The 26,568-nt window shown below is 43.3% G+C and carries 11 protein-coding genes; 7 read left to right on the forward strand and 4 right to left on the reverse strand.

Translation table 11 applies throughout. From position 1 onward, the window contains the following. The first annotated feature begins 3 nt into the window (after positions 1 to 3). From MKY18_RS03410 to MKY18_RS03420, 3 genes are read left to right on the forward strand one after another with little or no spacing between them, the layout of a single operon-like run. A complete protein-coding gene (locus tag MKY18_RS03410) occupies positions 4 to 7,236 on the forward strand; it encodes an SDR family NAD(P)-dependent oxidoreductase (protein WP_340909310.1) in 7,233 nt (2,410 codons plus the stop codon). Further along, on the forward strand, positions 7,229 to 13,639 hold the full coding sequence (locus MKY18_RS03415) for an HAD-IIIC family phosphatase (protein WP_342497731.1): 6,411 nt from the start codon (positions 7,229 to 7,231) through the stop codon (positions 13,637 to 13,639). Before MKY18_RS03410 ends, MKY18_RS03415 begins: the two co-directional genes overlap by 8 nt. Then, positions 13,632 to 14,639: a phosphotransferase enzyme family protein gene (locus tag MKY18_RS03420; protein ID WP_044141556.1), complete on the forward strand. Its 1,008-nt coding sequence runs from the start codon at positions 13,632 to 13,634 to the stop codon at positions 14,637 to 14,639. Before MKY18_RS03415 ends, MKY18_RS03420 begins: the two co-directional genes overlap by 8 nt. Positions 14,640 to 14,681: 42 nt before the next feature. Here MKY18_RS03420 and MKY18_RS03425 read toward each other — a convergent pair whose 3' ends face one another. From MKY18_RS03425 to putP, 3 genes are all read right to left on the reverse strand, one after another. Beyond that, complete coding sequence (locus MKY18_RS03425; RefSeq protein WP_081277221.1) at positions 14,682 to 16,088, reverse strand: alkaline phosphatase; 1,407 nt, start codon at positions 16,086 to 16,088, stop codon at positions 14,682 to 14,684. Positions 16,089 to 16,201: 113 nt separating this feature from the next. Continuing rightward, positions 16,202 to 16,900 carry an MgtC/SapB family protein gene (locus MKY18_RS03430; protein WP_170938431.1) on the reverse strand — a complete coding sequence of 233 codons (699 nt, stop codon included), beginning with the start codon at positions 16,898 to 16,900 and terminating at the stop codon, positions 16,202 to 16,204. A gap of 161 nt (positions 16,901 to 17,061) precedes the next feature. Further along, on the reverse strand, positions 17,062 to 18,543 hold the full coding sequence (gene putP / locus MKY18_RS03435) for a sodium/proline symporter PutP (RefSeq protein WP_342497732.1): 1,482 nt from the start codon (positions 18,541 to 18,543) through the stop codon (positions 17,062 to 17,064). Between the two features lie 423 nt (positions 18,544 to 18,966). Here putP and gatC point away from each other — a divergent pair, with 423 nt between their 5' ends. Genes gatC through gatB form a run of 3 tightly spaced genes read left to right on the forward strand, consistent with a single transcriptional unit; the run spans position 18,967 to position 22,173 of the window. Beyond that, a complete protein-coding gene (gene gatC, locus MKY18_RS03440) occupies positions 18,967 to 19,257 on the forward strand; it encodes an Asp-tRNA(Asn)/Glu-tRNA(Gln) amidotransferase subunit GatC (RefSeq protein WP_003213898.1) in 291 nt (96 codons plus the stop codon). A gap of 14 nt (positions 19,258 to 19,271) precedes the next feature. Further along, positions 19,272 to 20,729, forward strand: coding sequence for an Asp-tRNA(Asn)/Glu-tRNA(Gln) amidotransferase subunit GatA (gene gatA, locus MKY18_RS03445; protein WP_278178147.1), 1,458 nt, complete (start codon positions 19,272 to 19,274; stop codon positions 20,727 to 20,729). Positions 20,730 to 20,742: 13 nt separating this feature from the next. Next, a complete protein-coding gene (gene gatB / locus MKY18_RS03450) occupies positions 20,743 to 22,173 on the forward strand; it encodes an Asp-tRNA(Asn)/Glu-tRNA(Gln) amidotransferase subunit GatB (protein ID WP_003214292.1) in 1,431 nt (476 codons plus the stop codon). A 188-nt stretch (positions 22,174 to 22,361) separates the two neighbouring features. Here the strand turns inward: gatB and MKY18_RS03455 are convergent, their stop codons facing one another. Continuing rightward, positions 22,362 to 23,207, reverse strand: a complete 846-nt coding sequence (locus MKY18_RS03455; protein ID WP_065099163.1) for a TetR/AcrR family transcriptional regulator — start codon at positions 23,205 to 23,207, stop codon at positions 22,362 to 22,364. 131 nt (positions 23,208 to 23,338) lie between these two features. Between MKY18_RS03455 and MKY18_RS03460 the strand changes: the two genes are divergently transcribed. Then, entirely contained in the window at positions 23,339 to 26,557 is a 3,219-nt protein-coding gene (locus MKY18_RS03460; RefSeq protein WP_111912186.1) for an efflux RND transporter permease subunit, read from the forward strand. The last annotated feature ends 11 nt before the right edge of the window (positions 26,558 to 26,568 follow it).

The raw sequence follows: 26,568 nt of genomic DNA on the forward strand, positions 1-26,568 counted from the left end.
CGTATGTCTGATCAAGAGCAATGGACCGAATCTGGACTTGAAATTGCAGTTGTAGGATTAGCAGGTACGTTTCCCGAGGCACCGAATGTGCAAGCGTTTTGGGAAAATGTATCGCAAGGGAAAGAATCCGTTACGTTTTTCACTGATGAAGAATTAAAGGCAGCGGGTGTAGATGAGACGCTGCTAAAACGTTCTGATTATGTCAAGGCAAAGCCATATTTACAGCATGCATCATCATTTGATGCAGACTTTTTTGGCTACTCTCCGCGAGAGGCATCTATTATGGACCCGCAAATTCGATTGATGCATGAATGTACATGGCATGCGCTAGAGGATGCAGGCTATGAGCCTGAGCAATACGAAGGATTAATTGGTCTTTATGCCGGGGCATCTAGCAATCTATCGTGGATGGGGCAGCATATGTCGTCACTTGCGAAGAACGAAGATGTGTTTCAAATCATGCATCTCAATGACCCATCCTTTGCTTCTCGGATTGCCTATAAATTAAATCTAAAAGGTCCAAGCGTATCGGTGCAAACGGCTTGCTCCACATCGCTTGTTGCTATCCATATGGCCTGCCAAGGATTAATCGGCGGTGAATGTGACCTTGCGTTAGCAGGAGGTGTCACACTCCATCAGCCGCAAATCACAGGCTATCAATACCAAGAAGGAATGATTTATTCTCCTGATGGTCATTGCCGTCCGTTTGATGAAAAAGCAAAAGGAACCGTTTTTGGTGAAGGTGCAGGCGTTGTTGCGCTAAAACGTTTAAAAGATGCGATAGAAGATGGAGATTTTATTTATGCTGTCGTAAAAGGATCTGCAACGAACAATGATGGGAGCAATAAAGTCGGTTATACAGCCCCAAGTGTGAGTGGACAGGCAAGTGTCATTGAATCTGCGTTAGAAATGGCTGAGACAGAACCAGAGACGATTTCTTATATCGAAGCACATGGAACGGGTACACCTGTTGGAGATCCGATTGAGATTGAGGCGCTTACCCGTGCTTTTCAAACAGATCAACAAGGTTATTGCCGAATTGGATCAGTCAAAGCCAATATTGGGCATTTAGATGCTGCAAGCGGCGTAGCTGGTTTTATCAAAACAGTCATGATGCTGCATCATCGTCAATTTGCCCCGATGCCGCACTTTGAGAAACCGAATCACCGTATTTCTTTTGATCAAACCCCATTTTATGTTGGGACAGACAAAGAGGAGTGGAAGACATCTCAATTGCCAAGGAGAGCTGGAGTCAGTGCCTTTGGTATAGGGGGAGCAAATGCTCATGTCATCTTAGAAGAGGCACAGCCGAGAAAAGCAAACAGCAAGGCCTCGTCCAAAGAATTAATCGTGTTGTCAGCTAGATCAACGCATGATCTGAGGAACATGACAAAAAACTTAAAGGAATATGTCTCCTCACATCCTGATCTCTCACTTGGTGAAGCAGCTTATACGTTACAAAGTGGAAGAAAGGCTTTCAAATATCGAAAAGCGTTTGTCTGTTCCACGCGGGAAGAGTTATTAGAGGAGCTGCAAGTGCTGAATGAAGAGACAGCAGGCAGAGAAAGTCATCTTTATAAACGGATCAGCATGAAGCTGACAGGGTATCATGAGTCAGGTTTACGTGATTACATCAAGCTGTATGAGAAAGATCCTTCTTTCAAAACAGAAGTGGATCGAATCATAAGCCTCGTCCAATCCGCAGTACCTATCAAAAAAGACGAGCTGTTCCATCCTAAACAAAGCCGTCAATCAGAAGTGGCGATGCTGATCATGACATCCGCTTTTGCCAACATGGTAAGATCACTCGGAATTGAACCAGATGGATGGGTTGGAGAAGGCAGCGGAGTCTGGACAGCTTTATATGCAGCAGGCGGTCTTGAGCTAAAAGATGCGGCATCTATTGTGTACCATCTTCATGATACCGAGACGGTTAATCAAAGGCTGGCTTCCCTGCCTCAGAGGACACTCAAGCGGCCTGTTTACTTGCAGCAAACTGGGGAGCAACAAACCACTTTCGACCCATCGTCTGCAAAGGGTCTTCTTCATATGGATCAGCCTGTAAAATCACCAATGATTGAGCAAGAATCACCAGCTTTGATCATTGACCTTTCAATGAAACAAGGGATTGTAATTGAAAAGGGAGCAGAAAAAACAACCGAACCACTTGATGGAGACATGCTTCAAATCGCAGGTGTTCTTTGGGAAATGGGGGTCGGCTTAGCTTTCCCAATAACAGATGAGAAGAACAGACAGCGTATTCCGCTACCTGGGTACCCATTTCATAAAACTGATTTCTCTGCACAAACAAATACGATGGCAGCCATTGAACCACAAAAGCCGCAGAATGAACAGCGTGTCTTTGCTTCACTCGCTTCTTTACAAAAAGACATTCACGACATTGTGCAAACTCATTTTGGGTTTGATCAAATGGATGATGAATCGCCATTTTTCGAATTTGGTGCGACATCCCTTGATATTTCTCAGCTTGCAGCGAAAATATCTGAGCATGTGGACAAGCAAATTGACACTGTGCAATTGTATCGGTTTGCGACAGTGGCAAGTCTTGCTGAATATTTGTTTGAAGAACAGTCAGAACAGATTCAAACGCCTGCTTCTCGCCCAGTAAAAAACACGTCCCAGGAGCATACGGATATTGCGATTGTCGGAATGGCTGGAAGATTCCCGGGAGCTTCATCGCTAGAAGACTTTTGGCAGCGTCTTGTGAATGGCGAGGAAATGATTCACTTTTTCACAGAAGAAGAGCTCAAGAAAGCAGGGCTGGATGCGTCTGTCTATCAGCATCCAAATTTCATTGGAGCAAAAGGTCGTTTACAAGAGATTGAAGGCTTTGATGCAGACTTCTTCAACTATTCTGCCAGAGAGGCAGAGCTAATGGATCCGCAGTTCAGGCTCTTGCATGAATGTGCTTGGGAAGCGCTGGAGGATGCTGGCTGTGACCCTGATCGAATGGCAGGGAAAATTGGCGTTTATACAGGAACGAGTCCAAACCATGAGTGGCTGACGCGCTTTGCCCATCAAATGGAAGCAACTGAGCAATTCAGCGCCATGCTGTTAAATGATCGTGAGTTCTTTAGTACGCAGCTTTCTTATAAATTGAATTTACACGGGCCTAGTGTGACCATGCAGACAGCTTGTTCGACCTCACTTGTCAATATTGGCATGGCCTGTCAAGCATTATTGAATCAAGAATGTGATGCTGCACTGGCTGGCGGTGTGACGGTTAGTTCTCCAGAAAATATCGGCTACATCTATCAAGATGGGATGATTCAATCAAAAGATGGACATTGCCGACCGTTTGACCAAGAGGCGAGCGGAACCATTTTCGGAGATGGAGCGGGGATTGTTCTGCTAAAACGTTATGAAGATGCAATGAGAGATGGCAACCCGATTCATGCGGTCATCAAAGGGGTTGGTGTGAACAATGATGGCAGCCGAAAAGCTGGTTTTACCGCTCCGAGTGTGGAAGGACAAGCAGAGGTTTTAAAAGAAACGTATGAAAAATCAGGTATCGATCCCGCGTCTATTGGTTATGTAGAAGCTCATGGTACGGGGACAAACATGGGAGATCCAATTGAGGTATCCGCCCTTAGCCAAGTGTTCAAAGGGACAGATCCGCTGACGATTCCGATCGGTTCTGTGAAAAGTAATGTCGGACACTTAAATAGTGCGGCAGGGATTGCAGGTTTGTTTAAAGCCATTTTGGCTCTCCAGCATAAAACGATCCCGCCAACCATTCATTATGAAAAACCCAATCAGGAGATTCCTTTCAAAGATACACCGTTTTATGTGAATCAAAAGGCGTTGTATTGGAAGGAAGCAGATGGTCCGAGAAGAGCGGGAGTTAGCTCTTTCGGTATCGGCGGAACGAATGCCCATATGATCATAGAAGAGGGCATACAGGCGAAGCAAAAGCCAGCTTCTAACCAAAAGCAGCTGCTCGTCTTATCTGCAAAAACAGATACTGCTTTGACGGAAATGACAGAGCGATTAAAGCAGTATGTGATCCACCATCCTCAAGTCCCGCTTGAAGATATTGCTTATACATTACGTTATGGCAGAAAGCAATTTCCATACCGAAAAGCGATCGTACTCGCGTCTGCTGATGAATGGATGCAGCAGAAACAGCTTGAAACAAGTGTGTTTCGAAGCAAAAAATGGCGTAAAGCGACCTTTATGTTTTCGGGTCAAGGCGCTCAGTATGTTGGTATGATGCGCGGATTATATGATGCAGAGCCAGTGTTCAAATGGGAAGTAGATAGATGCTTTAAATATGTAATGGAAACGGAGCAAGTGGATTTAAAGGGCATTGTCTTTTCCGAGGATGAAACGAACGAAGACATCACAAAAACGTCAAATGCTCAGCCGCTTCTCTTTATATTCGAGTATGCATTAGCCAAATTGCTTCAGCATAGCGGTGTTGAGCCAGAATCAATGATTGGACACAGTATCGGCGAGTACGTTGCCGCTTGTTTGTCAGGGGTCTTTTCTCTCGAGTCTGCATTAACACTCGTGATGGCAAGAGGAAGATTGATGCAAGACATGGAAAAAGGCGCGATGCTTAGTGTGCAATTACCCGAGGCGGAGCTCGTCTCAATGATCGATGAATCGCTTTCTGTTGCTGCTGTCAATGCAAAAGACCTTTGTGTCGTTTCTGGAAGAGAAGAGCATATCGCTGCATTTGAAAAGAAACTGCAAGACAAAGGAATTGTCACAAGACAGCTCCATACTTCTCATGCCTTTCATTCCTACATGATGGAGCCGATGCTTGAGGCGTTTCAACAATTCGTAGAGAAAGTAGAATTGCACGAGCCAGCGATTCCGTTTATATCGAATGTGACAGGCACCTGGGCAACAAGCGAAGAGGTGATGACAGCATCTTATTGGACGAACCACTTGCGTGGAACCGTTCGTTTTCATGAAGGTCTATCTCAGCTGTTAACCGATGAAGTACGAGCACTCATTGAAGTTGGACCTGGAAACAGCTTGACGGCATTAGCGAAACGTCATGAAAACAAAGAGTCTCATCATGATGTCCTGAATATGGTGAGGCATACGAGAGAACAAGCGGATGACCATGCATATTTCTTAAAGAGAATAGGAGAGCTATGGGCAGGGGGCTACGAGGTCAAAGCACAGCAACATCCAACTCAAGAGGAACGTCAGCTCGTATCGCTGCCGACCTATCCATTTGAGCGGAAACGATATTGGATTGAAGCAGGAAAGCCCGCGTCTCCGCAACTATCCGCTCCTAAGGAAACGAAGAAGAAAGAGATGGAAGAATGGTTCTACCTGCCTTCATGGGAGCAGCAGCCGCTAAAACCAGTTTTCGAAAAAGAAACAGAAGAACAAACGTGGCTCATTTTCAGGGAACAGGATGCTTTTCATGAACTGTTTATTCATTCATTTAAGCAACAAGGTATCAAGGTCATTTCTGTCACAAAGGGTGAAGCTTATCAAGAGCAAGATGAGTCGTTTACGATCAATCCGGCAGAAGGCCAGCACTACCGAAACATGTTAGATTCATTGTCTAATAGAGGCATCAATATTCATCGGATTCTTCATTTATGGGAAGCTGCGAAAGAAGATGACAACTCGAATCGTCAAGCCGCTTTTCAGGCGCACATTGAAAAAGGCTATTACAGCTTAATTTTCTTATCTCAAGCGATTGCTGCCCAAAAAAATATTCGAGAATGCCGTCTGTTTACGATCACTAGCGGAATTCAGCCAGTCACAGGAAATGAGACGATATGTGCAGAGAAAAGTGCAATGCTTGGGCCATGTAAAGTGATTTCACAGGAATACCATCATATCAAATGTTGGAATATCGATGTGGAAGACGTGCCAGAAGTCATGTCTTGGAAGGAACAAGTCCTTGTCGATCTTATTGTGCAGGAAATCATGCAGCCTGGAAAGGACCAGCTTGTGGCGTATCGTCATCGAAAGCGCTGGGTGCAGAGCTACAAGCATTTGCCGCTACAAAAAGAAGATGGACTTCCGAAGATGATCAGGCCAAATGGTGTTTATTTGATCACAGGAGGTTTAGGCGGTATCGGATTTGTTCTATCAAAGATGCTGGCGAAGGAAGGAAATGTACATCTTTATTTAACTGGCAGAACGGCATTGCCACCAAGAAATGAATGGGCGTCATATGTTCAACAAGCAAATGCCGATGAAGCGCAGCGCACGAGAATTGAGAAGGTGCTTGAGCTTGAACGATTAGGTGCAACAGTAGAAGCGGTGCAGGCGAATGCAGGAGATCTTGATCAGATGAAACATGTATTTGATGCCATCCGCAAAAAGCATGGCGGCGTTCATGGTGTATTCCATGCAGCAGGATTACCAGGAAGTACATCCTTCCGTGCAATCAAAGATATCCCTTCTACACTGGCGCAGGGAGAGGATCAATTCCAATCAAAGGTGAAAGGGCTCGATGTGCTAGAGCAGCTGCTGGAACAAGAACAAGCAGACTTTTGTCTTCTCTTTTCTTCCATTAGTGCATTGCTTGGGGGCTTAGGATTCTCTGCTTACTCAGCGGCTAACTTATATATGGATGCATTTGCAGCTAGACTTAATCAACATAGTCAAACCCCGTGGATGTGTGTGAACTGGGATGCTTGGAATTTCTGGGGTGAACTAGAATCCACAATTGGTGAATCGATCAATGAGCTTGCGATTTTACCAGAAGAGGGTGCTGAGCTGTTCCAGTATGTTCTGTCTAGCCGGCAGAATCGACACATGCTCGTGTCCACAGGAAATCTTGATGAACGGATAGATCAATGGCTGTCACTAGAGCCTAAGACCGCAGCGGATGAGGATTCATATGAAGTGTCTAAGCACGAAAGACCAGAGCTGGGCAATCCGTATGTGGCGCCTCGCAATGAAACTGAAAAAGCGATCTGTCAAGTATGGCAGGATTTTATGGGCATGGAACAAGTGGGCATTCACGACAATTTCTTCGATCTCGGCGCAAGCTCGCTGGATATTGTTCAAGTCACCAATCGGTTAAACCAAGCACTTCAAACAAATGAAGCGGTTGTGACGTTGTTTACGTACCCATCTGTTGCAGAGCTTGCGAAATATATCCAGCCTTCTGAGGACTCGAAGGAAGAAACGATGGAAGAAGAACTAGCCGTCGTCACTTCAGGTGATCGTAGAGCTCGTTTTAAACAGCAACGGAATAAAAGATTGAGAGGCGGAATCGAGAATGAATGATACAACGAATCACTATCATGGCGCAGAAATTGCTGTTATCGGTCTTGCAGGTCGTTTTCCAGGGGCCAAAAATGTAGATGAGTACTGGGAGAATCTGAAAAAAGGAAAAGAAACAATCTCCTTTTTTACAGAAGAAGAATTACGGCGTGAAGGTACAGATGAAGCTTTATTAAAAAATCCCCGTTTTGTCAAAGCAAAAGGGATGCTAGATGATGTTGATTTATTTGATGCAGATTTCTTTGACTATACACCAAAGGAAGCGGCCATGATGGACCCGCAGTTTAGACTCTTTCATGAATGTGTGTGGACAGCGCTTGAAGACGCTGGGTACGATCCGTTTGAATATAAAGGGCAAATTGGTCTTTATACAGGTGCAGGGATCAATACAGAATGGGTCATGAGAGCACTTCAAGGGGCGGCTCAAGGTGAGGATTCGAAAACACTAGAAGCTGCCGTTCTGAATATGCGTGATTATTTAGCGACGATGATTTCATATAAATTAAATTTGAAGGGACCGAGTATGGTGGTGCAAACCGCCTGCTCGACCTCGATGGTGTCGATTCATCTAGCCGTTCAGGCTTTATTAAGTGGCGACTGTCATATGGCAGTTGCAGGCGGCGTGTCCATTCGCCTGCCGCAAAAATCAGGTTATCTTTATCAAGAAGGCATGATCCATTCATCTGACGGACATTGCCGCGTCTTTGATAACAAAGCCGATGGAACCGTTTTTGGTGATGGTGCAGGAGCCGTTATTTTAAAAAATTTAGAGGATGCCATTGAAGACGGTGATCACATCTATGCTGTCATTAAAGGATCATCTATTAATAATGACGGAAATAGAAAAGTAGGATATACGGCGCCGAGTACGAAAGGTCAAGTTTCAGCCATTAAGACAGCACTTCGAATGGCTGAGGTGGAACCTGAAACCATTTCGTACATTGAAGCACATGGAACCGGAACAACCCTCGGAGATCCAATCGAAATTGAAGCGCTCAAGCAAGCATTTGATACAGATAAAAAAGGCTTTTGCCGCATTGGTTCTGTCAAATCGAATGTTGGTCATTTGAATGATGCATCAGGTGTCGCGGGCTTTATTAAAACCGTTTTAAGCTTAAAGCATCAAGTGATTCCGCCGACCATTCATTTTGAAACGCCGAATGAAAAAATTGAATTTGACAATTCGCCTTTCGTTGTAAACACAGACTTGACGCCATGGAGCACACAGGAATCTCCTCGCCGGGCGGGTGTAAGCTCATTTGGGATAGGTGGAACAAATGCTCATGTCATTTTAGAAGAAGCACCTGCTACACGTGTTGCCGCTGATAGCCCTGAGGATAGTGAACTTCTTTTATTATCTGCCAAAACACCAGCAGCTCTTGAAAAAATGACGGATCGCCTTGCGGACTATTTACTCCAGCATCAGCAGCAAGTTCGTCTAAGTGACGTTGCCTATACGCTGCAAACAGGGCGCCATCATTTCCCGCATAAACGTGTCATTCTTGGAAATAACACGGCTGACATGTTACAGGCGCTGAATCAAAGGTCAAAAGAGGTGGTCAAGACGGCCAGCTCCCAAACATCGAGCCGTCCAATCGTCTTTCTTTTCCCAGGCCAAGGATCTCAGTATGTAGACATGGGGCGTCAGCTTTATGACAAGTATCCAGTCTTTAAGGAAGCGCTGGATCAATGCTTGAATCAATTCAAACAGCATGTCTCAGTTGACCCATTTAGTATTTTATTCTCTACAGAAGCAAGTGATGATCGTCAGCTGATCAACCAAACAGAATATACGCAGCCGCTTCTGTTTAGTGTGGAATACGCTTTGGCTAAATTGCTGATTCATTTTGGCGTCAAACCGCAGGCACTGATCGGTCACAGTATTGGAGAATACACAGCTGCTGCCGTATCTGGTTTACTATCTGTTGAAGATGCCGTAGATCTTGTGGCTTATCGCGGACAGCTCATTAGCCAGCTTCCAAAAGGCTCTATGCTGAGTGTTCCTTTGAGTGAACAGAACGTGTTGTCATATTTAACAGATGATCTTTCACTTGCAGCAGTAAATGGTCCTGAATTGTGCGTAGTGTCAGGTGAGACCACAGCCATTGATGCACTTGCTGAGAAACTGGAGGCTGCTGGACATGGGTGTAGAAAGCTTCACACCTCTCATGCCTTCCATTCTAAAATGATGGATGACATCCTGCCATCATTTAAAGAAAAGGTAGCCGAGTATCAATTGAATGCGCCGTCTATCCCTTATATTTCTAACGTCACAGGTACGTGGATTGACCATGAAGCAGTGCAAGACCCGGCATATTGGGCTAATCATTTGCGGCAAGCGGTTCGTTTCCGTGATGGAGCGGAGACGTTATTAACGGAGCTTGATCCTATTTTCGTTGAAGTCGGGCCGGGGAATACGTTAAGTGCCTTTATTCGCCCAGCTTCAAAGGAACATCATCAGCAGCCGATTCCATTGATGCGTCATCCAAAAGAAGAGGCAGCCGACGACCGCTACCTGCTGGGAAGATTGGGTGACATCTGGCTTCAAGGGGTGCCGGTTGACTGGACAAAATTGCGAAATCAGACATCAAATCAAAAAGTATCCTTGCCGACCTATCCGTTTGAACGACAACGATATTGGATTGAAAAGGTAGATACATCTGCATTATCTTCATCTTCAGGTGTGCAAATGGTGGTGCCAAAGGATAACAAAGGGCAGGAAATAGAAGAAAACAATCAAGTCCATGCCGCCGCATCGAATGACATTGAGGCAACGTTACAGCGGATGTGGAAAGACATTTTAGGAATTGAAAAGGTGGAAAGAGACGACCATTTCTTTGAGCTTGGCGGACATTCGTTAAATGCCACCGGTCTGATTTCTCAAATTCACAAAGAGTTTGGTGTAGAGCTAACGCTCACAGACATGTTTAACAATCCGACAATTGAAAAGCTCCAAGCATTCATCGAAAAGGCAGAGAAGCATCAATATTTCAAGATTGAACCAGTGGAAAAGAAAGACACGTATCCATTATCTGCTGCTCAAAGACGGACATTCCTCATTCATCAGCGTATTGGTCAAGTGACCTCTTACAACATGCCGATGGCACTGAGATGTAAAGGGGAAATTGACGTCGAGCGCTTTGAGCAGACCTTCAAGCAATTAATTGATCGTCATGAAACCTTGCGAACGACCTTTGAATTAAAAGATGGTGAACCGGTTCAGCGTGTCCATGATGACTTCCAATTTGCTGTTGAATTGACAGAGGCTGATGAAAAAGGATTAGAAGCACAAATCGATGAATTCATTCGTCCATTTGACTTAAAGGCTGCACCATTGATCCGTGTGCGTTTTGTGAAAATCGCTGCACATGATCATCTCTTATTAGTCGATATGCATAATATTGTGGCGGATGGAGCGAGCATGAACATCTTTATTAAAGAATTTACTGAGCTCTATCGAGGGGAAACCTTGCCGGAACTCACTGTTCAATATAAAGATTATGCAGAATGGCAAGATAAATATTTCCGCAGCGAGATGTTTCAAAAGCAGCAGGATTATTGGAAGCAGCAAATTGGCTCAAATGTGCCAACTTTGACAATGCCATATGATTTTGAACGGAAGGAACAATCCTTCTTAGGAAGAGCGATCAAATTCAATATTGAACCGCACATTGTTGAGAAAATTGAACAGCTTGCTGAACAGTATCAGCTGACAAATAACGTCATCTTGTTCCAGCTCTATGGGCTGCTGCTCTCACGTTATGCAGATCAAGAGGAACTAATTGTCGGTTCACTTGTGGCTGGACGGCGTCATGCAGATATCGAGCATACAATTGGCATGTTTACAAACTTCCTACCAATTAAACTAGACATGGAACAAGAAGCAACCTTTACAGAGCAACTGACGCAGACAAAGCAAGTATTGCTGGATGCGTATGACCATCAAGAGTACCCATTTGACCAAATGGTCGAGCATCTGAATCCAAAAACAAGACCGCATCGTAATCCATTCTTTGATACAATGCTCATTTACCATAATGAGTACGATCCGAATATTAAAATCGAAGCCGATGGACTAACATTTGAAACACATGAGTTTGCAAAGGGAATTTCCAAACTCGATATGAAAATGGATGTTGTCAGAGAAGTAACAGGTGAGTTAAAGTGCGTCCTTCAATACAATCTTGCGCTGTTTAAACATGAGACAATGCAAGCGTTCGTCAAGCACTTCGAGCACTTGGTCGAACAGGCTGTTCAAACACCTGATCAACTGCTCAAGGATTTCGATGTGCTTTCAGACGAAGAAGAACAGGCAGCAAAAGAGAAAAGGGAGCGTGCAGAGGAAAAAGCACCGCTCGTACTAACAGTCAGCTCGACATTTACAGCAGATCCAATCGCACCTTACATTCAGTACTGGACCAAACAGTTTGATGTGCAGCTTGATGTTCAATTTGCACCGTATGGGCAGGTATATCAGGAATTACTAAATGAGCGCAGCCTTATCTCACAGAAGAAAAACGGTGCGAACCTTCTGCTCATTCGATTAGAGGATATCACGGGTCCAGCTCATCTTTCACTGGAAGAAAACAAAAAACTGGCTGCAGAGCATACTGAAGAACTTGCAAACGTTCTGAAATCAAAAACGAAACATAACCTATATTTTGTTGGGATTCTGCCGATAAGTGCTGCTCTTAAAGACACGCTGCAAGATGTGGAACAAGAGTGGATTGCTCAATTATCTGAGATAGACGGTGTTCAATTGATCGATTGCCGTCAGCTTGCGCAGCAATATCAGATGGATGACATCTTTGATGCAAAAGGAGAGCAAGCCGCACATCTCCCATTCACTGAAGTCTTTTGTGGAGCCATTGGTACAAAAGTCGCACGCGAGTTCATTGCATGGCAAGGTGCCCCATTTAAGGTAGCGGCCATTGATTGTGATCATACGCTTTGGAGGGGTGTTGTTTCAGAAGACGGTGTGGAAGGTATCGATATTACGCCAGAACATCAAATGCTTCAGCGCTTTTTAAAACAAAAGCAGCAAGAGGGTCTCCTGCTTGTCTTAAGCAGCAGGAATAATGAAGAAGATGTGTGGCGCGTGTTTGAAAACCACCCAGATATGATCTTGCAAAAAGACGATATTGTCGACTGGCGAATCAATTGGGAAAGTAAACCGGCACATCTCAAAGAGATGGCAGATTCACTGAATCTTTCATTATCTCAGTTTATTTTCTTAGACGATGATCCTGCTCAGTGCTTGCGTATGAATGAAGAGCTACCTGAAGTGATGACACTGCTACTACCTGCCAATGAAAAAGCGATCCCATTATTTGCTCAGCATGCTTGGGCATTTGACCGCTATGATGTCACAGAAGAAGATAGAGGGCGAACAACGAGCTACAAGGCTGAAAAAGCTCGTCAAAAAGAGAAAGCTGAGTCTCTGTCAAAGGAGCAATTTTTACAAGATTTGAATTTAAACATGAGTGTAACAGAGTGGGGAGAAAAGCACCTTGCCCGCGTGGCGCAAATGAGCAGTCGCATTAACCAATTCCGCTTAAATGCTCAGCGCTTTGATGAACAGCAGCTGAGAGAGCGGATGGAAAATGAGCATGTTAAGGGCTGGATTATCGAGGCAGCGGATCGCTTCAGTCATGAAGGAATTGTAGGGGCGATCTTGGCTCATCATGCAGGCGACACCTTGATCATTGATGCTTGGATGCTAAGCTGCCGTGCTCTAGGGAAAGGGATTGAGCAAAAATGTCTGACATGGCTCGCTAAATATAGCCGTCAGCACCAGCTTTCTTCTATTGAATTCAAGTTTACATCGACTGGACGTAATGAGCTATTCAAGTCATTTATGAAAGAGCACCAGATGCAGGAGATTGAGGAGCAGCAAACATACCGGATACAAGTGAAAGAAATCGGTTCACTGAGCGATCACATTCAGATCGTTGACCACCTGTCACCTCGTCAGCACCTGGCTGAAGAAATAGAGGGTCAAAGGGTGGAGACAGCAAGTCATTCAGCTTCTGAAGGTTACACATGGGAAACGATTCAAACAGATCAAACGCTGCACAGCGGTTATGTAAAAGCCCTTAAGGTACATGATCAAGAAGGTCTGTGTTCATTATTAAAGACGGAACTAACGCAGGATCATGGACTTTACGCACACCCAACCAATGAACGCGAGGCACTGCTTCTTGAGATTTGGTGTGACATTCTTCATGTGGAAAAAGTAGGAATTGACAACGACTTTTTCGATTTAGGAGGAAATTCTTTACTTGCTGTCAAAATGGAAGTAGAGATTGAAAAGAAGGGTTGGTATGTTGATGATTTGAATTTTGCTGAAAAACACACCATTCGAGAATTAGCAAAATATATGAAGAGGGAGAATCAGCATGCATAAAGATGTAAAAGCCATATATGAAGAATCAAAAATTTTAGATGAGGCCACTCATTTATACGGAGTCCAGCGAAGTGACATCCACTTTATCGCAGATGCAGAAAACTATGTGTATGAACTTAAAAAAGACGGAGAGTCTTTCATTTTAAAAATTACCCATACCATCCGCAGATCACCTGATTATATTTTAGGTGAAATGGAATGGCTCCATCACTTAGCGAAGGGCGGACTTTCGGTTGCAAAACCAATTGCTTCATTAAATGGCCGTGATATCGAGCAAGTAGACGATGGGCAAGGCGGTTCATTTTTACTGCGAGTCTATGAAAAAGCACCAGGCCATAAAGTCGAAGAGGCAGACTGGAACGATGAATTATTTTATGCCCTTGGACAGTACACAGGCCGCATGCATAAACTGACAAAAAGCTATCAGCTGTCAGATCCGCGATATAAAAGACAAGAGTGGGATGAAGAGGAGCAGCTTAAATTGCGTAAGTATGTCCCAGCCGATCAGACGCTTGTGTTCGAACAAGCGGATCGGTTGATGGAAAAGCTGGCAAAGCTTCCGAAAAATCAGGATACGTACGGATTGGTTCATGCGGATCTTCATCACGGAAACTTCCACTGGGATCAAGGCAAAATTACGACCTTTGATTTCGATGATATCGGGTACAATTGGTTTATGAATGACATTAGCATTTTGCTATACAATGTGTTGTGGTACCCAGTCATTCCATACGAAGACAAAGCAGCTTTTGCAGGAAACTTTATGAAGCAGTTTCTTAAAGGCTATCGTGAAGAGAATGAGCTTGGGGATGAGTGGCTTGCCTACATTCCTGACTTCCTTCGCTTACGTCACGTGCTAATCTATGGCTTGCTGCATCAAGCATTTGATTTGGCTACCATCGGAGATGAAGAGAAGGCCATGCTCGCTAGCTTCCGCTCCGACATTGAGCAAGCAGCACCGATTACGACGTTTGACTTTACAAAGCTAAGTCAATCTTAAAAATGAAAATCCCCGCCTATGTGATGAGGCGGGGATTGTTTTTTATGGGCGATAGGTGGACGGTGATTCAATGATATGAAACAGGTTCTTTCCTTGCTTTGTATTATCGATCCAGCCTTGAAATGCTGCTTTCCCAGGTCCATATGCATAGACAGGGACATCCTCACCTGTATGAGCAAAGGTTGTCCAGCCTGAGAAAGAACGTTGATCAAAGATGTGTTGAATGCTGAGTTGAATCGTACCGGCCTTCCCTGATTGTGCCGCTTTCTCCACCTGTGAGATTTCCTCTTTTGTGAGCGAGAAATCAATATTGGTGTGAAGAACATCACGTACCGATTGTCCGCCTGCGATTTTCTTTGCCATATACACTGGTGTTTTCTTAGCAGCTAAAATGGGTGCTGGGTCCCATTTATAGCCGGTTTCACTTGTCATGCCGTCTGCACCAAACGAAAAGCCGCCAGTCGCATGATCTGCTGTGATGACAACGAGTGTTTCTTGATCTTTTTTAGCGAATTGAAGAGCCGCTTGGACTGCTTTCTCAAAATCCTCCATCTCACTCATTGCGCCGACCACATCATTTTCATGTCCAGCAGAATCAATGGTACTACCTTCAAGCAGCATGAAAAACCCATGCGAATTGTCTTGATTTAATTGGGCTAATGCTGACTGCGTCATGTCTTTTAAAGTAGGCACATGCTTTGGACGATCGATGGCTCGATCCAGCTCGTCCTCCTGGAATAAGCCGAGCATTTTTGAAGATGATTGGGTAGTTAAATCATCTTTTGACCTTAGTATGGAATACCCGCTCTTCTCAAATTCTTTCACAAGATCACGGTCTTTTCGGTCAAAATATTGCATGCCGCCACCTAGAAGGATATCAACTTTGTGCTCTCCACCTATTTTCTCATCAAAAAAGTGGTCTGCAATTTGTTCTTTGTTTTTTCGGGAGACGTTATGTGTGCCAAAAGCGGCAGGTGTCGCATCGGTGATGTCAGATGAGACAACAAAGGCTGTTTTCATTTGTGCTTCCTTTGCTGCTTCAACGACACTTCTAAGAGGTTCTTTTTCTTGGTTGACGGCGATGGCATCATTGTATGTCTTTTTTCCAGTCGCCATGGCCGTGGCTGCGGCAGCTGAGTCGGTAATATTATCTCGAGGATCATCTGGGTGTGTGGTCTGCATCCCGACTAAATACGGGTCCCAGACGGTTTGTGCTTTTGGAGAACCAAGCTTTTCCTGCTTGAATGTGCGGTAGGCTTTGATCACGGGCATCCCCATTCCATCGCCAATGATAAAAATAACATTTTTTGGTGTTTTCGTTTGTTTCTTGTCTGCTGCATTTGTTGAGACGGGAGTGACATAATGTGAGGTCAATAAAGCAGCGAATACGAGTACCGCTAGAATCCCACTCATAAGAAAAATACGTTTTTTACGATCCATATAGCCCATGAAAAATCCCCTTTTATCATTTATTTCATAATTTGTATTTTATTTGAATGAAGGCGATGGTTCAACCCCTTTTCCCATAAAAAAAGGTGATGAGACTTTTGCCTCATCACCTTTTATACCGTATCACACTTGACGCCAACGACGCCTTCTAGATCTTTAATATCAAAATACACATCAGTTGTATAGCGATCTTTATGCACGCGTACGCGTACTTCCATAATCGGATAGTTCTTTTCTGTTAAATCATCAATACGAACAGAATGAATGCGAATGTTGAGGGCTTTCATTTCTTTTAAAATATCCGTCATGCGGTTTCGATCAGAAAGAGACATTCTGATGCGGATTTCTTTTTCCTGTAAGCGAATCGGCCCGATCCGCTGGAAGAGCCACGGTAGAAATTCGACACTAATCAGAATAAAGAAAAGACTGAGGAAGGCTTCTTTATAAAATCCTGCACCTGTAGCAACACCAAGTCCTGCTGCTCCCCAGATCATCGCAGAAGTCGTGAGACCTGAGATGACATCATTGCTTTTTCGCAGAATCACACCTGCTCCAATAAAACCAACACCAGATATAATTTGCGCCGGTAACCTGAGTGGGTCCATTTGAAGCCTAGAGACTCGAGGGAAATTGTAGGCTGCATCAATGCTGATGATGGTTAACACGCAGGAGCTGACAGCAATGACAATACACGTTTTTAAGCCGAGCGGCTTTTTCTTCAGCTCGCGTTCAAGCCCAATAATCAAACCGATTAAGGTGGCCACGGCTAATTTTAAGACTGTATCCCATTCAATTGTCCAAAACATGCGTATCGCTCCTTCACTTCATGTACGTTTCACATCATGTATATGATCTTCTCACAGCCCATATGGCTGCACAACTCTTATTTTATTCAGAATCGGAAGAAAGAAAAGCTTTTTATTTAATTTAAAAAGAGAGTCATCCGCATAAGGCGGACGACCCTTCATGTTCTTTATTTTGTTTCTTCTTCAAGATGATTTTCCATTTTGTTAAATAGCTGTTTTGATGCTTTTGACGGCTTACTTGTCAATAAGCTCACAATAATGGCAGCTAATCCACTTAACGTAAAGCCAGGAATCATTTCATAAATACCTGTTGCATGGTTAAGGCCTGTCGTGATCCATGTGAGAACCACAACCGCACCAACAATCATCCCAACTAGGGCACCATGGTGATTCATTCGTTTCCAGTATAGGCAAAGTAAGATGACTGGACCGAATGAAGAACCAAATCCAGCCCACGCATAACCGACAAGATCAAGAATGGTATCACTTGGGTTAAGTGAAAGACAAAGGGCAATCACAGCGACAACGAGTACAGACATACGGCCAATCATCACAAGCTCTTTATCAGATGCTTTTTTTCTAAAGAACGTTCTGTATAAATCCTCTGTCATCGCACTTGCCGTGACAAGCAGCTGAGACGAAATTGAACTCATAATCGCCGCTAAAATAGCAGAAAGTAAAAATCCAGTGATATATGGATGGAACAGCACCTTAGAAAAGACGATAAAGATGGTTTCAGGGTCAGCAAGGTTCATACCCGTTTCATGAACATAGGCAACACCAACTAAACCGACAGATAGTGAACCAATTACTGAAATAATCATCCAGCTCATTCCGATGCGGCGTGCTGGTTTTAAGTTTTTGACGGACGTAATCGCCATAAAGCGCACGATAATATGCGGCTGTCCAAAGTAACCTAATCCCCAAGCGAGGAAGGATATAATGCCAATGACGCTCGTTCCTCTAAAAATATCAAGCAATTTAGGATCAATCTGTTGAATATCTTGGAATGTGGCAACAGGTCCACCTAATTGTGTAAAGGCAACGATCGGCACGAGCACTAATGCTAAAAACATGATAGCTCCTTGGACAAAGTCCGTTAAGCTCACTGCCAGAAATCCACCAAACAATGTATACAAAATAACAATACTTGACGTCAAAATCAGTCCAAACATGTAGTGTGCACCAAATGCTGACTCAAATAAACGTCCGCCTGATACCATCCCAGACGATGTATACAGCGTAAAGAAAATTAAAATGATGACAGCTGATACAGCTTTTAATAAAGAAGATGATCCTTTGAATCGTTTATCAAAGAAATCAGGAATCGTAATGGCATCATCAGCAATTTCTGTATAAGAACGTAAACGGGGTGCAAGAATGAGATAGTTTAAGTAAGCACCGACGATGAGACCAATCGCAAGCCAGGTAGTCGATAAACCTGTTTTATACATTTCACCTGGTACACCCATCAGCATCCAGCCGCTCATATCCGCAGCACCTGCTGAAAGAGCTGTAACGAATGGACCAAGTCCGCGTCCACCAAGCATATAATCATTTAAATCATGTGTTTTCCTGAATGCATACCAACCGATGGCAAGCATCCCGATAAAATAAATAGATAAGGAAATTGTAACTTCAATACTCATTTTGTGTTCTCACCTTTTTCGTATAAATTTGACATCACCTCAATCAAAATATCCAGAAGTGTCAGGGCTAGTTTTTTGATTGAATGCCCTTCTCACTGCTATGGTTACTTAACCTAACAGAGTATTCCCAAGTGATCAACCTTCTTAAACCTCCCTATTTTGAAGAAAAAATGGACAGATCGGTGATACGAATCAGTTTGTATGCGCTTACAAAAATGGATAAAAGTAAAAATTTTCTGAAAACAAAAGGGTGTCTGCATGCTTATTTTCTTCATCAGTTGAATCACAATGATGCTTCGAGAGAAAATGCCTCTTACAGCCCCTGCGTAAAGTTGCTTTAGAACAGTAAAATTTGATATGATAAAGTGTATATGACTTATGATCATGACCACGAACACGTATCATTTTTGGAGGTGAACCTGCATGTCTAGAATTTCAATAGAAGAAGTAAAGCACGTGGCGCATTTGGCACGGCTTGCAATTACAGAAGAAGAAGCTGAGATGTTTACAGAACAGCTTGATAGCATCATTTCATTTGCAGAGCAGTTAAACGAGGTAGATACGGAAAACGTTGAACCAACAACACACGTATTAAAAATGAAAAACGTCATGAGAGAAGATGTTCCGAATAAAGGTCTTTCCATTGAGGCAGTCATCAAAAACGCGCCTGATCATAAAGACGGCTATATTCGTGTGCCATCAATTTTGGACTAAAGGAGGCCTGAGGCATGTCACTGTTTGATCACAAAATTTCTGAATTAAAAGAGCTTTTACATAAAAAGGAACTGTCTGTTTCTGATTTAGTGGACGAGTCTTATAAACGAATCAATGAAGTAGACGGGAAAGTACAAGCATTCCTTGCACTGGACGAAGAGAAAGCTCGTGCGTATGCAAAGGAATTGGACGAGGCAGTTGGTGAAAAGGACGAGCTTGGTCTATTGTTCGGTATGCCAATCGGTGTGAAAGATAACATCGTCACAAAGGATTTACGTACAACAGCATCTAGTAAAATCCTGCAAAACTTTGATCCTATTTATGATGCAACGGTTGTCAATCGTTTAAGAGATGCGGAAGCAGTCACAATCGGTAAATTAAATATGGACGAATTTGCAATGGGATCTTCTACGGAGAACTCAGGCTTCAAAGCAACGAAGAACCCGTGGAATTTAAACACTGTTCCAGGTGGATCAAGTGGTGGCTCAGCAGCTTCTGTTGCAGCTGGAGAAGTACCATTCTCTCTAGGATCAGATACAGGCGGTTCGATTCGCCAGCCGGCATCATTCTGCGGCGTTGTGGGTCTGAAGCCGACGTATGGCCGTGTATCTAGATACGGTTTAATCGCATTTGCTTCTTCATTAGATCAAATCGGGCCGATTACGCGTAACGTAGAGGACAACGCATACGTTCTTCAAGCGATTGCTGGAGTCGATCAAATGGACGCAACGAGTGCAAATGTCGACGTCCCAGATTTTCTTTCTTCATTAACTGGAGACATCAAAGGCATGAAAATTGCAGTGCCAAAAGAATACCTTGGAGAAGGTGTTGGCGAAGAAGCAAAAGAGTCTGTTCTTCAAGCGTTAAAAGTATTAGAAGGACTTGGTGCAACATGGGAGGAAGTGTCTCTTCCGCATTCTAAATATGCGCTTGCGACTTACTACTTACTGTCTTCTTCAGAAGCATCTGCAAACCTTGCGCGTTTTGACGGCATCCGTTATGGCTACCGTACAGATAATGCAGAAAACCTGATTGATTTATATAAAAATACTCGTTCTGAAGGCTTTGGAAACGAAGTGAAACGCCGCATCATGCTTGGCACATTCGCTCTTAGCTCAGGATATTATGATGCATACTATAAAAAGGCGCAAAAAGTCCGTACATTGATCAAAAAAGACTTCGAAGATGTTTTTGAAAAGTATGATGTCATTGTAGGACCAACAACACCAACTCCTGCATTTAAGATTGGTGAAAAGACAAGCGATCCACTGACAATGTACGCGAACGATATTTTAACGATCCCTGTGAACCTTGCAGGCGTTCCAGGAATCAGTGTGCCTTGTGGATTTGCAAATGGTCTTCCGTTAGGACTGCAAATCATTGGCAAGCACTTTGATGAAGGAACGGTTTACCGCGTGGCTCACGCTTTCGAGCAAGCAACAGATCATCATAAAGCAAAACCTGAACTGTAAGGGGTGAATCAGAATGAACTTTGAAACGGTAATTGGACTTGAAGTCCACGTTGAGCTAAAAACACAATCAAAAATTTTCTCCAGCTCGCCGACACCTTTTGGTGCAGCTGCCAACACGCAAACAAGTGTCATCGACCTTGGATATCCTGGCGTACTGCCTGTATTGAACAAAGAAGCGGTGAACTTTGCAATGAAAGCAGCAATGGCGCTAAACTGCGAGATCGCAACAGATACAAAATTTGACCGTAAAAACTACTTCTATCCTGATAACCCAAAGGCGTATCAAATTTCTCAATTTGATAAACCGATCGGTGAAAACGGCTGGATTGAAATTGAAGTAGAAGGCAAAACGAAACGAATCGGTATTACGCGTCTCCATTTGGAAGAGGATGCAGGTAAACTGACGCACACAGGCGACGGATATTCACTTGTCGACTTCAACCGTCAAGGCACACCGCTTGTTGAAATCGTATCTGAGCCGGACATTCGCACACCAGAAGAAGCGTATGCTTACTTAGAAAAACTAAAATCTATTATTCAATATACAGGCGTATCTGATTGTAAGATGGAAGAAGGCTCACTTCGCTGTGATGCCAACATTTCACTTCGTCCGATCGGCCGTGAAGAGTTTGGAACGAAAACAGAGCTCAAGAACTTGAACTCATTTGCTTTCGTACAAAAAGGTCTTGAATTCGAAGAGAAACGTCAAGAGCAAGTATTGCTTTCTGGCGGCTTGATCGAACAAGAAACTCGCCGCTATGACGAAGCGTCTAAAAAGACGATCCTCATGCGTGTCAAAGAGGGATCAGATGATTATCGCTACTTCCCAGAACCAGATTTGGTGGAGCTGTACATTGATGACGAGTGGAAAGAACGCGTAAGAGCATCGATCCCAGAGCTTCCAGACGAGCGCCGCAAACGCTACATCGATGAGCTTGGGCTTCCTGCATATGATGCGATGGTGCTGACGCTGACAAAAGAAATGTCTGATTTCTTTGAAGCAACCATTTCAGAAGGTGCAGAAGCGAAGCAAGCTTCAAACTGGCTGATGGGTGAAGTATCTGCCTACTTAAATTCAGCTCAAAAAGAGCTGGAAGATACAAAGCTAACGCCGCAAGGCCTGGCTGGCATGATCAATCTCATCGAAAAAGGAACGATTTCTTCTAAGATTGCCAAAAAGGTATTCAAAGAGCTGATTGAAAATGGGGGAGACGCAGAAACAATCGTCAAAGAAAAAGGGCTTGTCCAAATTTCTGACGAAGGTGCCCTGCTCAAACTTGTCACAGAAGCACTTGATAACAACCCGCAATCCATCGAAGACTTTAAAAATGGAAAAGACCGCGCGATTGGTTTCTTAGTCGGACAAATCATGAAAGCATCGAAGGGACAAGCGAACCCGCCGATGGTCAACAAGATTCTCCTAGAAGAAATCAAAAAACGCTAATGAACAATAGCAAAAACCGCCTCATGAGAAGAGGCGGTTTTTTTTGCTTGAAATGACAGGGTCTTATCATAGATTCAGACCACCGCCGTATATCAATTCGGAGATTCTTTTCTTATAATGAAGTATAAGCGAAAGTGCACATTCGAAGGGGGATAAAGGTGAACGAATCGGAAAAACAGCACGTAATGTTATTGAAGAAAAAGCTTCAATTGTTCAACTACTTTTAAGACAGCAGGGTCCTCACACTTTTCTAAATTCGTCAGCATCCCTTGAATAACTGGCTTACGAGGCTCAGCTTTCGCCAGTTCTTCTTCAATGACTTCAATGGATACAAGGGTATCATCAGAAAGCAAATGTTCAAGCTTTAACAAACGAAGCTCCTCTTGAAGGGAAGCAGCACTCGGCGCTTCATCGTCCCAAATGGTTGGCTTTAAGATCGGTTTCGTCTGAGAACGAAGCATACCTTGAACCAAATCATCAAACCGTTCGAGTATAAAGGAAGAGAGCTCATCAAATGATAATTGCATCTGATCTTGTAAAAGCAGCACCTGAACATAAGATTGGATGATTCCTTGAATCATGACTGACAGGTCAGTTATATATGGTTCGATCTCCTGTCCATAAGTGGTCAAGATGGAAATTTGAATTTCATCATTCATTTGCTTTTTCACAGTTTTTGAATACTTTTTAATTTGCTGGTTTTCTGGAATAATGTTCTCGCTGAGGATCAAAATGATAAAATCCTTGTTCTCAGCAAAATGCTGAAACTGTTCAGCGATTTGCTTCTGGAAGATCTCTCTCGGCGCGAGATGCTGATTCTCTTTTCGAATCGTTTCAATACTTTGCATAGACGTGTCGATATAATATTCGAACGCTCGGTTGAAAAGCTGTTCTTTTGATTTGAAATGCAAATAAAACGCGCCTTTCGATATTCCGCACTCATCTGCTATTTCCTGAATGGTCGTAGAAGAAAAACCCTTTTTCGCAAACAACTGGATGCTTGCTTTAATGATTTTTTCTTTTTTTTCGTTCATGAAATAAGGCCCCTTCAGCTTTAGAATGTTACGTCAAACGCAAGAGAAATGGTTGACGGCATTGTATATCACCGTTTATTATGATATAGAATGACCAGTCAGTCAATACATAAAGGAAAATGGAGGACATAATGAATTCGATCATCAATTTTGTATTAAAGAATAAGTTCGCTGTATGGCTCATGACAATTATCGTAACAGTTGCTGGTCTATATGCTGGATTGAATATGAAACAAGAATCAATCCCGAATATCAACACTCCAGTCATTACGGTTTCTACAACGTATCCTGGCGCAACGCCGGACGAAGTATCAGATAAGGTGACCGATCCAATTGAAAAATCGATCCAAAACCTAAATGGAGTCAATGTGGTCACATCCAATTCATTTGAAAATGCCTCATCGATTCAAGTCGAGTACGACTACAACAAAGACATGGATGAAGCAAAAAAGGAAATTGAAGATGCTGTTAACAATATCAATTTTCCGGAAAATGCAGAAAAACCAAAAATCGCACGCTTTAGTATCAATGCGGTTCCAATATTAGCACTTAGTGTATCTGGTGATAAAGAATCATTAGAAAACCTGACGAAAAAAGTGGAAGATGACCTTGTCCCTTCACTTGAAGGATTAGACGGTGTATCTTCCGTCGAAGCTTCGGGACAGCAAATCAAAGAAGTAGAATTTTCGTTTAAACAAAAGAAATTGAAAGAATACGGTTTAGATGAAGAAACCGTCCAAAATATGATCAAAGGCTCTGATGTCAACGTACCATTAGGTCTATACACATTCGGCAACAAACAAAAATCAGTTGTCGTTGATGGCAATATTTTAAGCGTCAAAGATTTGAAAAACATGCGAATTCCTGTCACACCAGGTGCTAGTGGCGGTGCGGGAAGCGCTGGAGCCGGAGCGCCTTCTAACGGCTCAGGAAATGCAGGTGCGCAAGGCGCAGAGCAGCAGGCTGGTGCAAGTCAGCAGCAGGTAGCTCAGCAGCAAACTGGTGGCGGTTCAGCAAGCAGCCAATCTGTGGAGCTGCCGACAATCAAGCTTTCTGAGATTGCGGATATTAAAGTCGTCAAGGATGCAGAATCGATCTCTAGAACAAATGGAAAAGACAGTATCGGTCTGCAAATTGTTAAAGGCTCTGATGCCAACACAGTAAGTGTAGCAGAAGCAGTCACAAAAGAACTCGAGAAGTTCAAGAAAGATAACAAAGGAATCAAAGTAAGTACCACATATGATCAAGCAGAGCCGATAAAAGAGTCTGTCAGCACAATGCTGAACAAGGCAATCATCGGAGCAATCTTTGCGATCATTATCATTATGTTGTTCCTTCGAGATATCAAATCAACCTTAATTTCGGTTATTTCCATTCCGTTATCTCTGTTGATTGCTGTTTTAATATTGAATCAGCTGGATATTACACTAAATATCATGACACTTGGTGCCATGACCGTCGCTATTGGGCGTGTTGTTGATGACTCCATTGTTGTCATAGAAAACATATATCGACGAATGGCATTAAAGGATGAGCCATTAAAAGGAAAAGAACTCGTTAAAGAAGCCACAAAAGAAATGTTTATTCCAATCATGTCTTCGACGATTGTCACAATTGCGGTCTTTTTACCGCTAGCACTTGTGGGTGGAATGATTGGAGAACTATTCATCCCATTTGCATTAACGATTGTGTTTGCTTTAATGGCTTCACTCCTTGTAGCCATTACGATTGTTCCAATGATGGCACACAGTTTATTTAAAAAGAACCTGTACGGCACAGCGAAAAAGGTAAAAGAGCATAAACCAAGCAAGCTTGCTAGCGGTTATAGACGCGTACTCAATTGGGCATTGAACCACAAATGGATCACATCAGGAATTGCCATTCTTATGCTTGTCGGAAGCTTATTCTTAGCTCCACTTGTCGGTGTCAGCTTCTTACCACAGGAAGCAGAGAAGACGGCGATGGTGACTTATACACCTGAACCTGGACAAACGAGAGAACAAGCTATCGATGAAACGAAAAAAGCAGAAGAATATTTGATCAAACGTGACCATGTCAATACTGTTCAATATTCACTTGGCTCTTCAAATGCGCTTACAGCAAGTGTAGGCGGTAACTCTAACGGTGCGCTATTCTTCGTACAATATGATGAGGACACACCGAATTTTGATAAAGAAAAAGATCGCGTGGTCAAAGCCTTGCAAGACAAAGTGTCTAAAGGGGAATGGAAATCACAAGACTTCTCATCTGCTGGCGCAAGCAATACAGTGACGTACTATGTGTACGGTGATAAAGCAAGTGATATTGAAGGCACAGTAAAAGAAGTTGAAAATATTTTAAAAGATGAGAAAAACCTGAAAAACGTCAGTACAAGCTTATCTGAGAAATATGACGAATATACATTTAATGCAGATCAAGAAAAACTGGCGAAACTAGGGCTGACAGCTTCACAAATTGCACAAGCGATTGCTCCTCAAAATAGTGAAACAACACTGACGAAAGTAACTGAGGACGGCAAAGAACTTGATGTGAATCTTCAAACGGAAAAAGATGAATATAAGAGCAAAAAAGATTTAGAAAATAAAAAGATCACAACACCGACAGGCCAAGAAGTCCGAATTGGTGATGTTGTTAAAGTGAAGGATGGCTCAACAGCAAATACTGTGACAAAGCGTGATGGAAAAATCTACGCAGAAGTGTCTGGTGACATGACAACAGACGACGTATCAAGTGTGACACAAGATGTTCAGAAGAAAGTCGACAAGCTTGATCTGAAATCTGGCGTAACGATTGACACAGGAGGCGTAAGTGCGGATATTGAGGAATCCTTTACGCAGCTTGGGCTAGCAATGCTTGCAGCGATTGCCATTGTGTATCTCGTTCTCGTCATCACATTTGGCGGAGGTCTTGCACCATTTGCAATTCTCTTCTCGCTTCCATTTACAATTATTGGCGCGCTCGTTGGATTGTTTTTAGCAAAAGAAACCATCAGCTTAAACGCCATGATTGGATTGCTCATGTTGATCGGAATTGTTGTGACAAATGCGATCGTCTTGATTGACCGAGTCATTCATAAAGAGAAAGAAGGACTCTCAACAAGAGAGGCATTACTGGAAGCTGGTACAATAAGAGTACGTCCAATCTTAATGACGGCACTTGCGACAATTGGGGCACTTCTTCCATTAGCATTAGGATTTGAAGGCGGAAGCCAAATTGTTTCAAAAGGACTTGGCGTCACAGTCATTGGTGGTCTCGCAAGTTCAACATTGCTAACACTGGTTATCGTACCAATCGTATACGAAGTGTTAAGCAAATTTAAACGCAAAAAGAAATACGTAGAAGAAGATTGAGATGGGGCCCC

Source organism: Bacillus sp. FSL R7-0672 (assembly GCF_038601465.1).
GTDB lineage: Bacteria > Bacillota > Bacilli > Bacillales > Bacillaceae > Bacillus > Bacillus pumilus.

Coding starts and splice junctions, on each gene's coding strand:
- MKY18_RS03410 (WP_340909310.1), top strand. CDS start 4: ATGTCTGATCAAGAGCAATGGACCGAATCTGGACTTGAAATTGCAGTT.
- MKY18_RS03415 (WP_342497731.1), top strand. CDS start 7,229: ATGAATGATACAACGAATCACTATCATGGCGCAGAAATTGCTGTTATC.
- MKY18_RS03420 (WP_044141556.1), top strand. CDS start 13,632: ATGCATAAAGATGTAAAAGCCATATATGAAGAATCAAAAATTTTAGAT.
- MKY18_RS03425 (WP_081277221.1), bottom strand. CDS start 16,088: ATGGGCTATATGGATCGTAAAAAACGTATTTTTCTTATGAGTGGGATT.
- putP (WP_342497732.1), bottom strand. CDS start 18,543: ATGAGTATTGAAGTTACAATTTCCTTATCTATTTATTTTATCGGGATG.
- gatC (WP_003213898.1), top strand. CDS start 18,967: ATGTCTAGAATTTCAATAGAAGAAGTAAAGCACGTGGCGCATTTGGCA.
- gatA (WP_278178147.1), top strand. CDS start 19,272: ATGTCACTGTTTGATCACAAAATTTCTGAATTAAAAGAGCTTTTACAT.
- gatB (WP_003214292.1), top strand. CDS start 20,743: ATGAACTTTGAAACGGTAATTGGACTTGAAGTCCACGTTGAGCTAAAA.
- MKY18_RS03455 (WP_065099163.1), bottom strand. CDS start 23,207: ATGAACGAAAAAAAAGAAAAAATCATTAAAGCAAGCATCCAGTTGTTT.
- MKY18_RS03460 (WP_111912186.1), top strand. CDS start 23,339: ATGAATTCGATCATCAATTTTGTATTAAAGAATAAGTTCGCTGTATGG.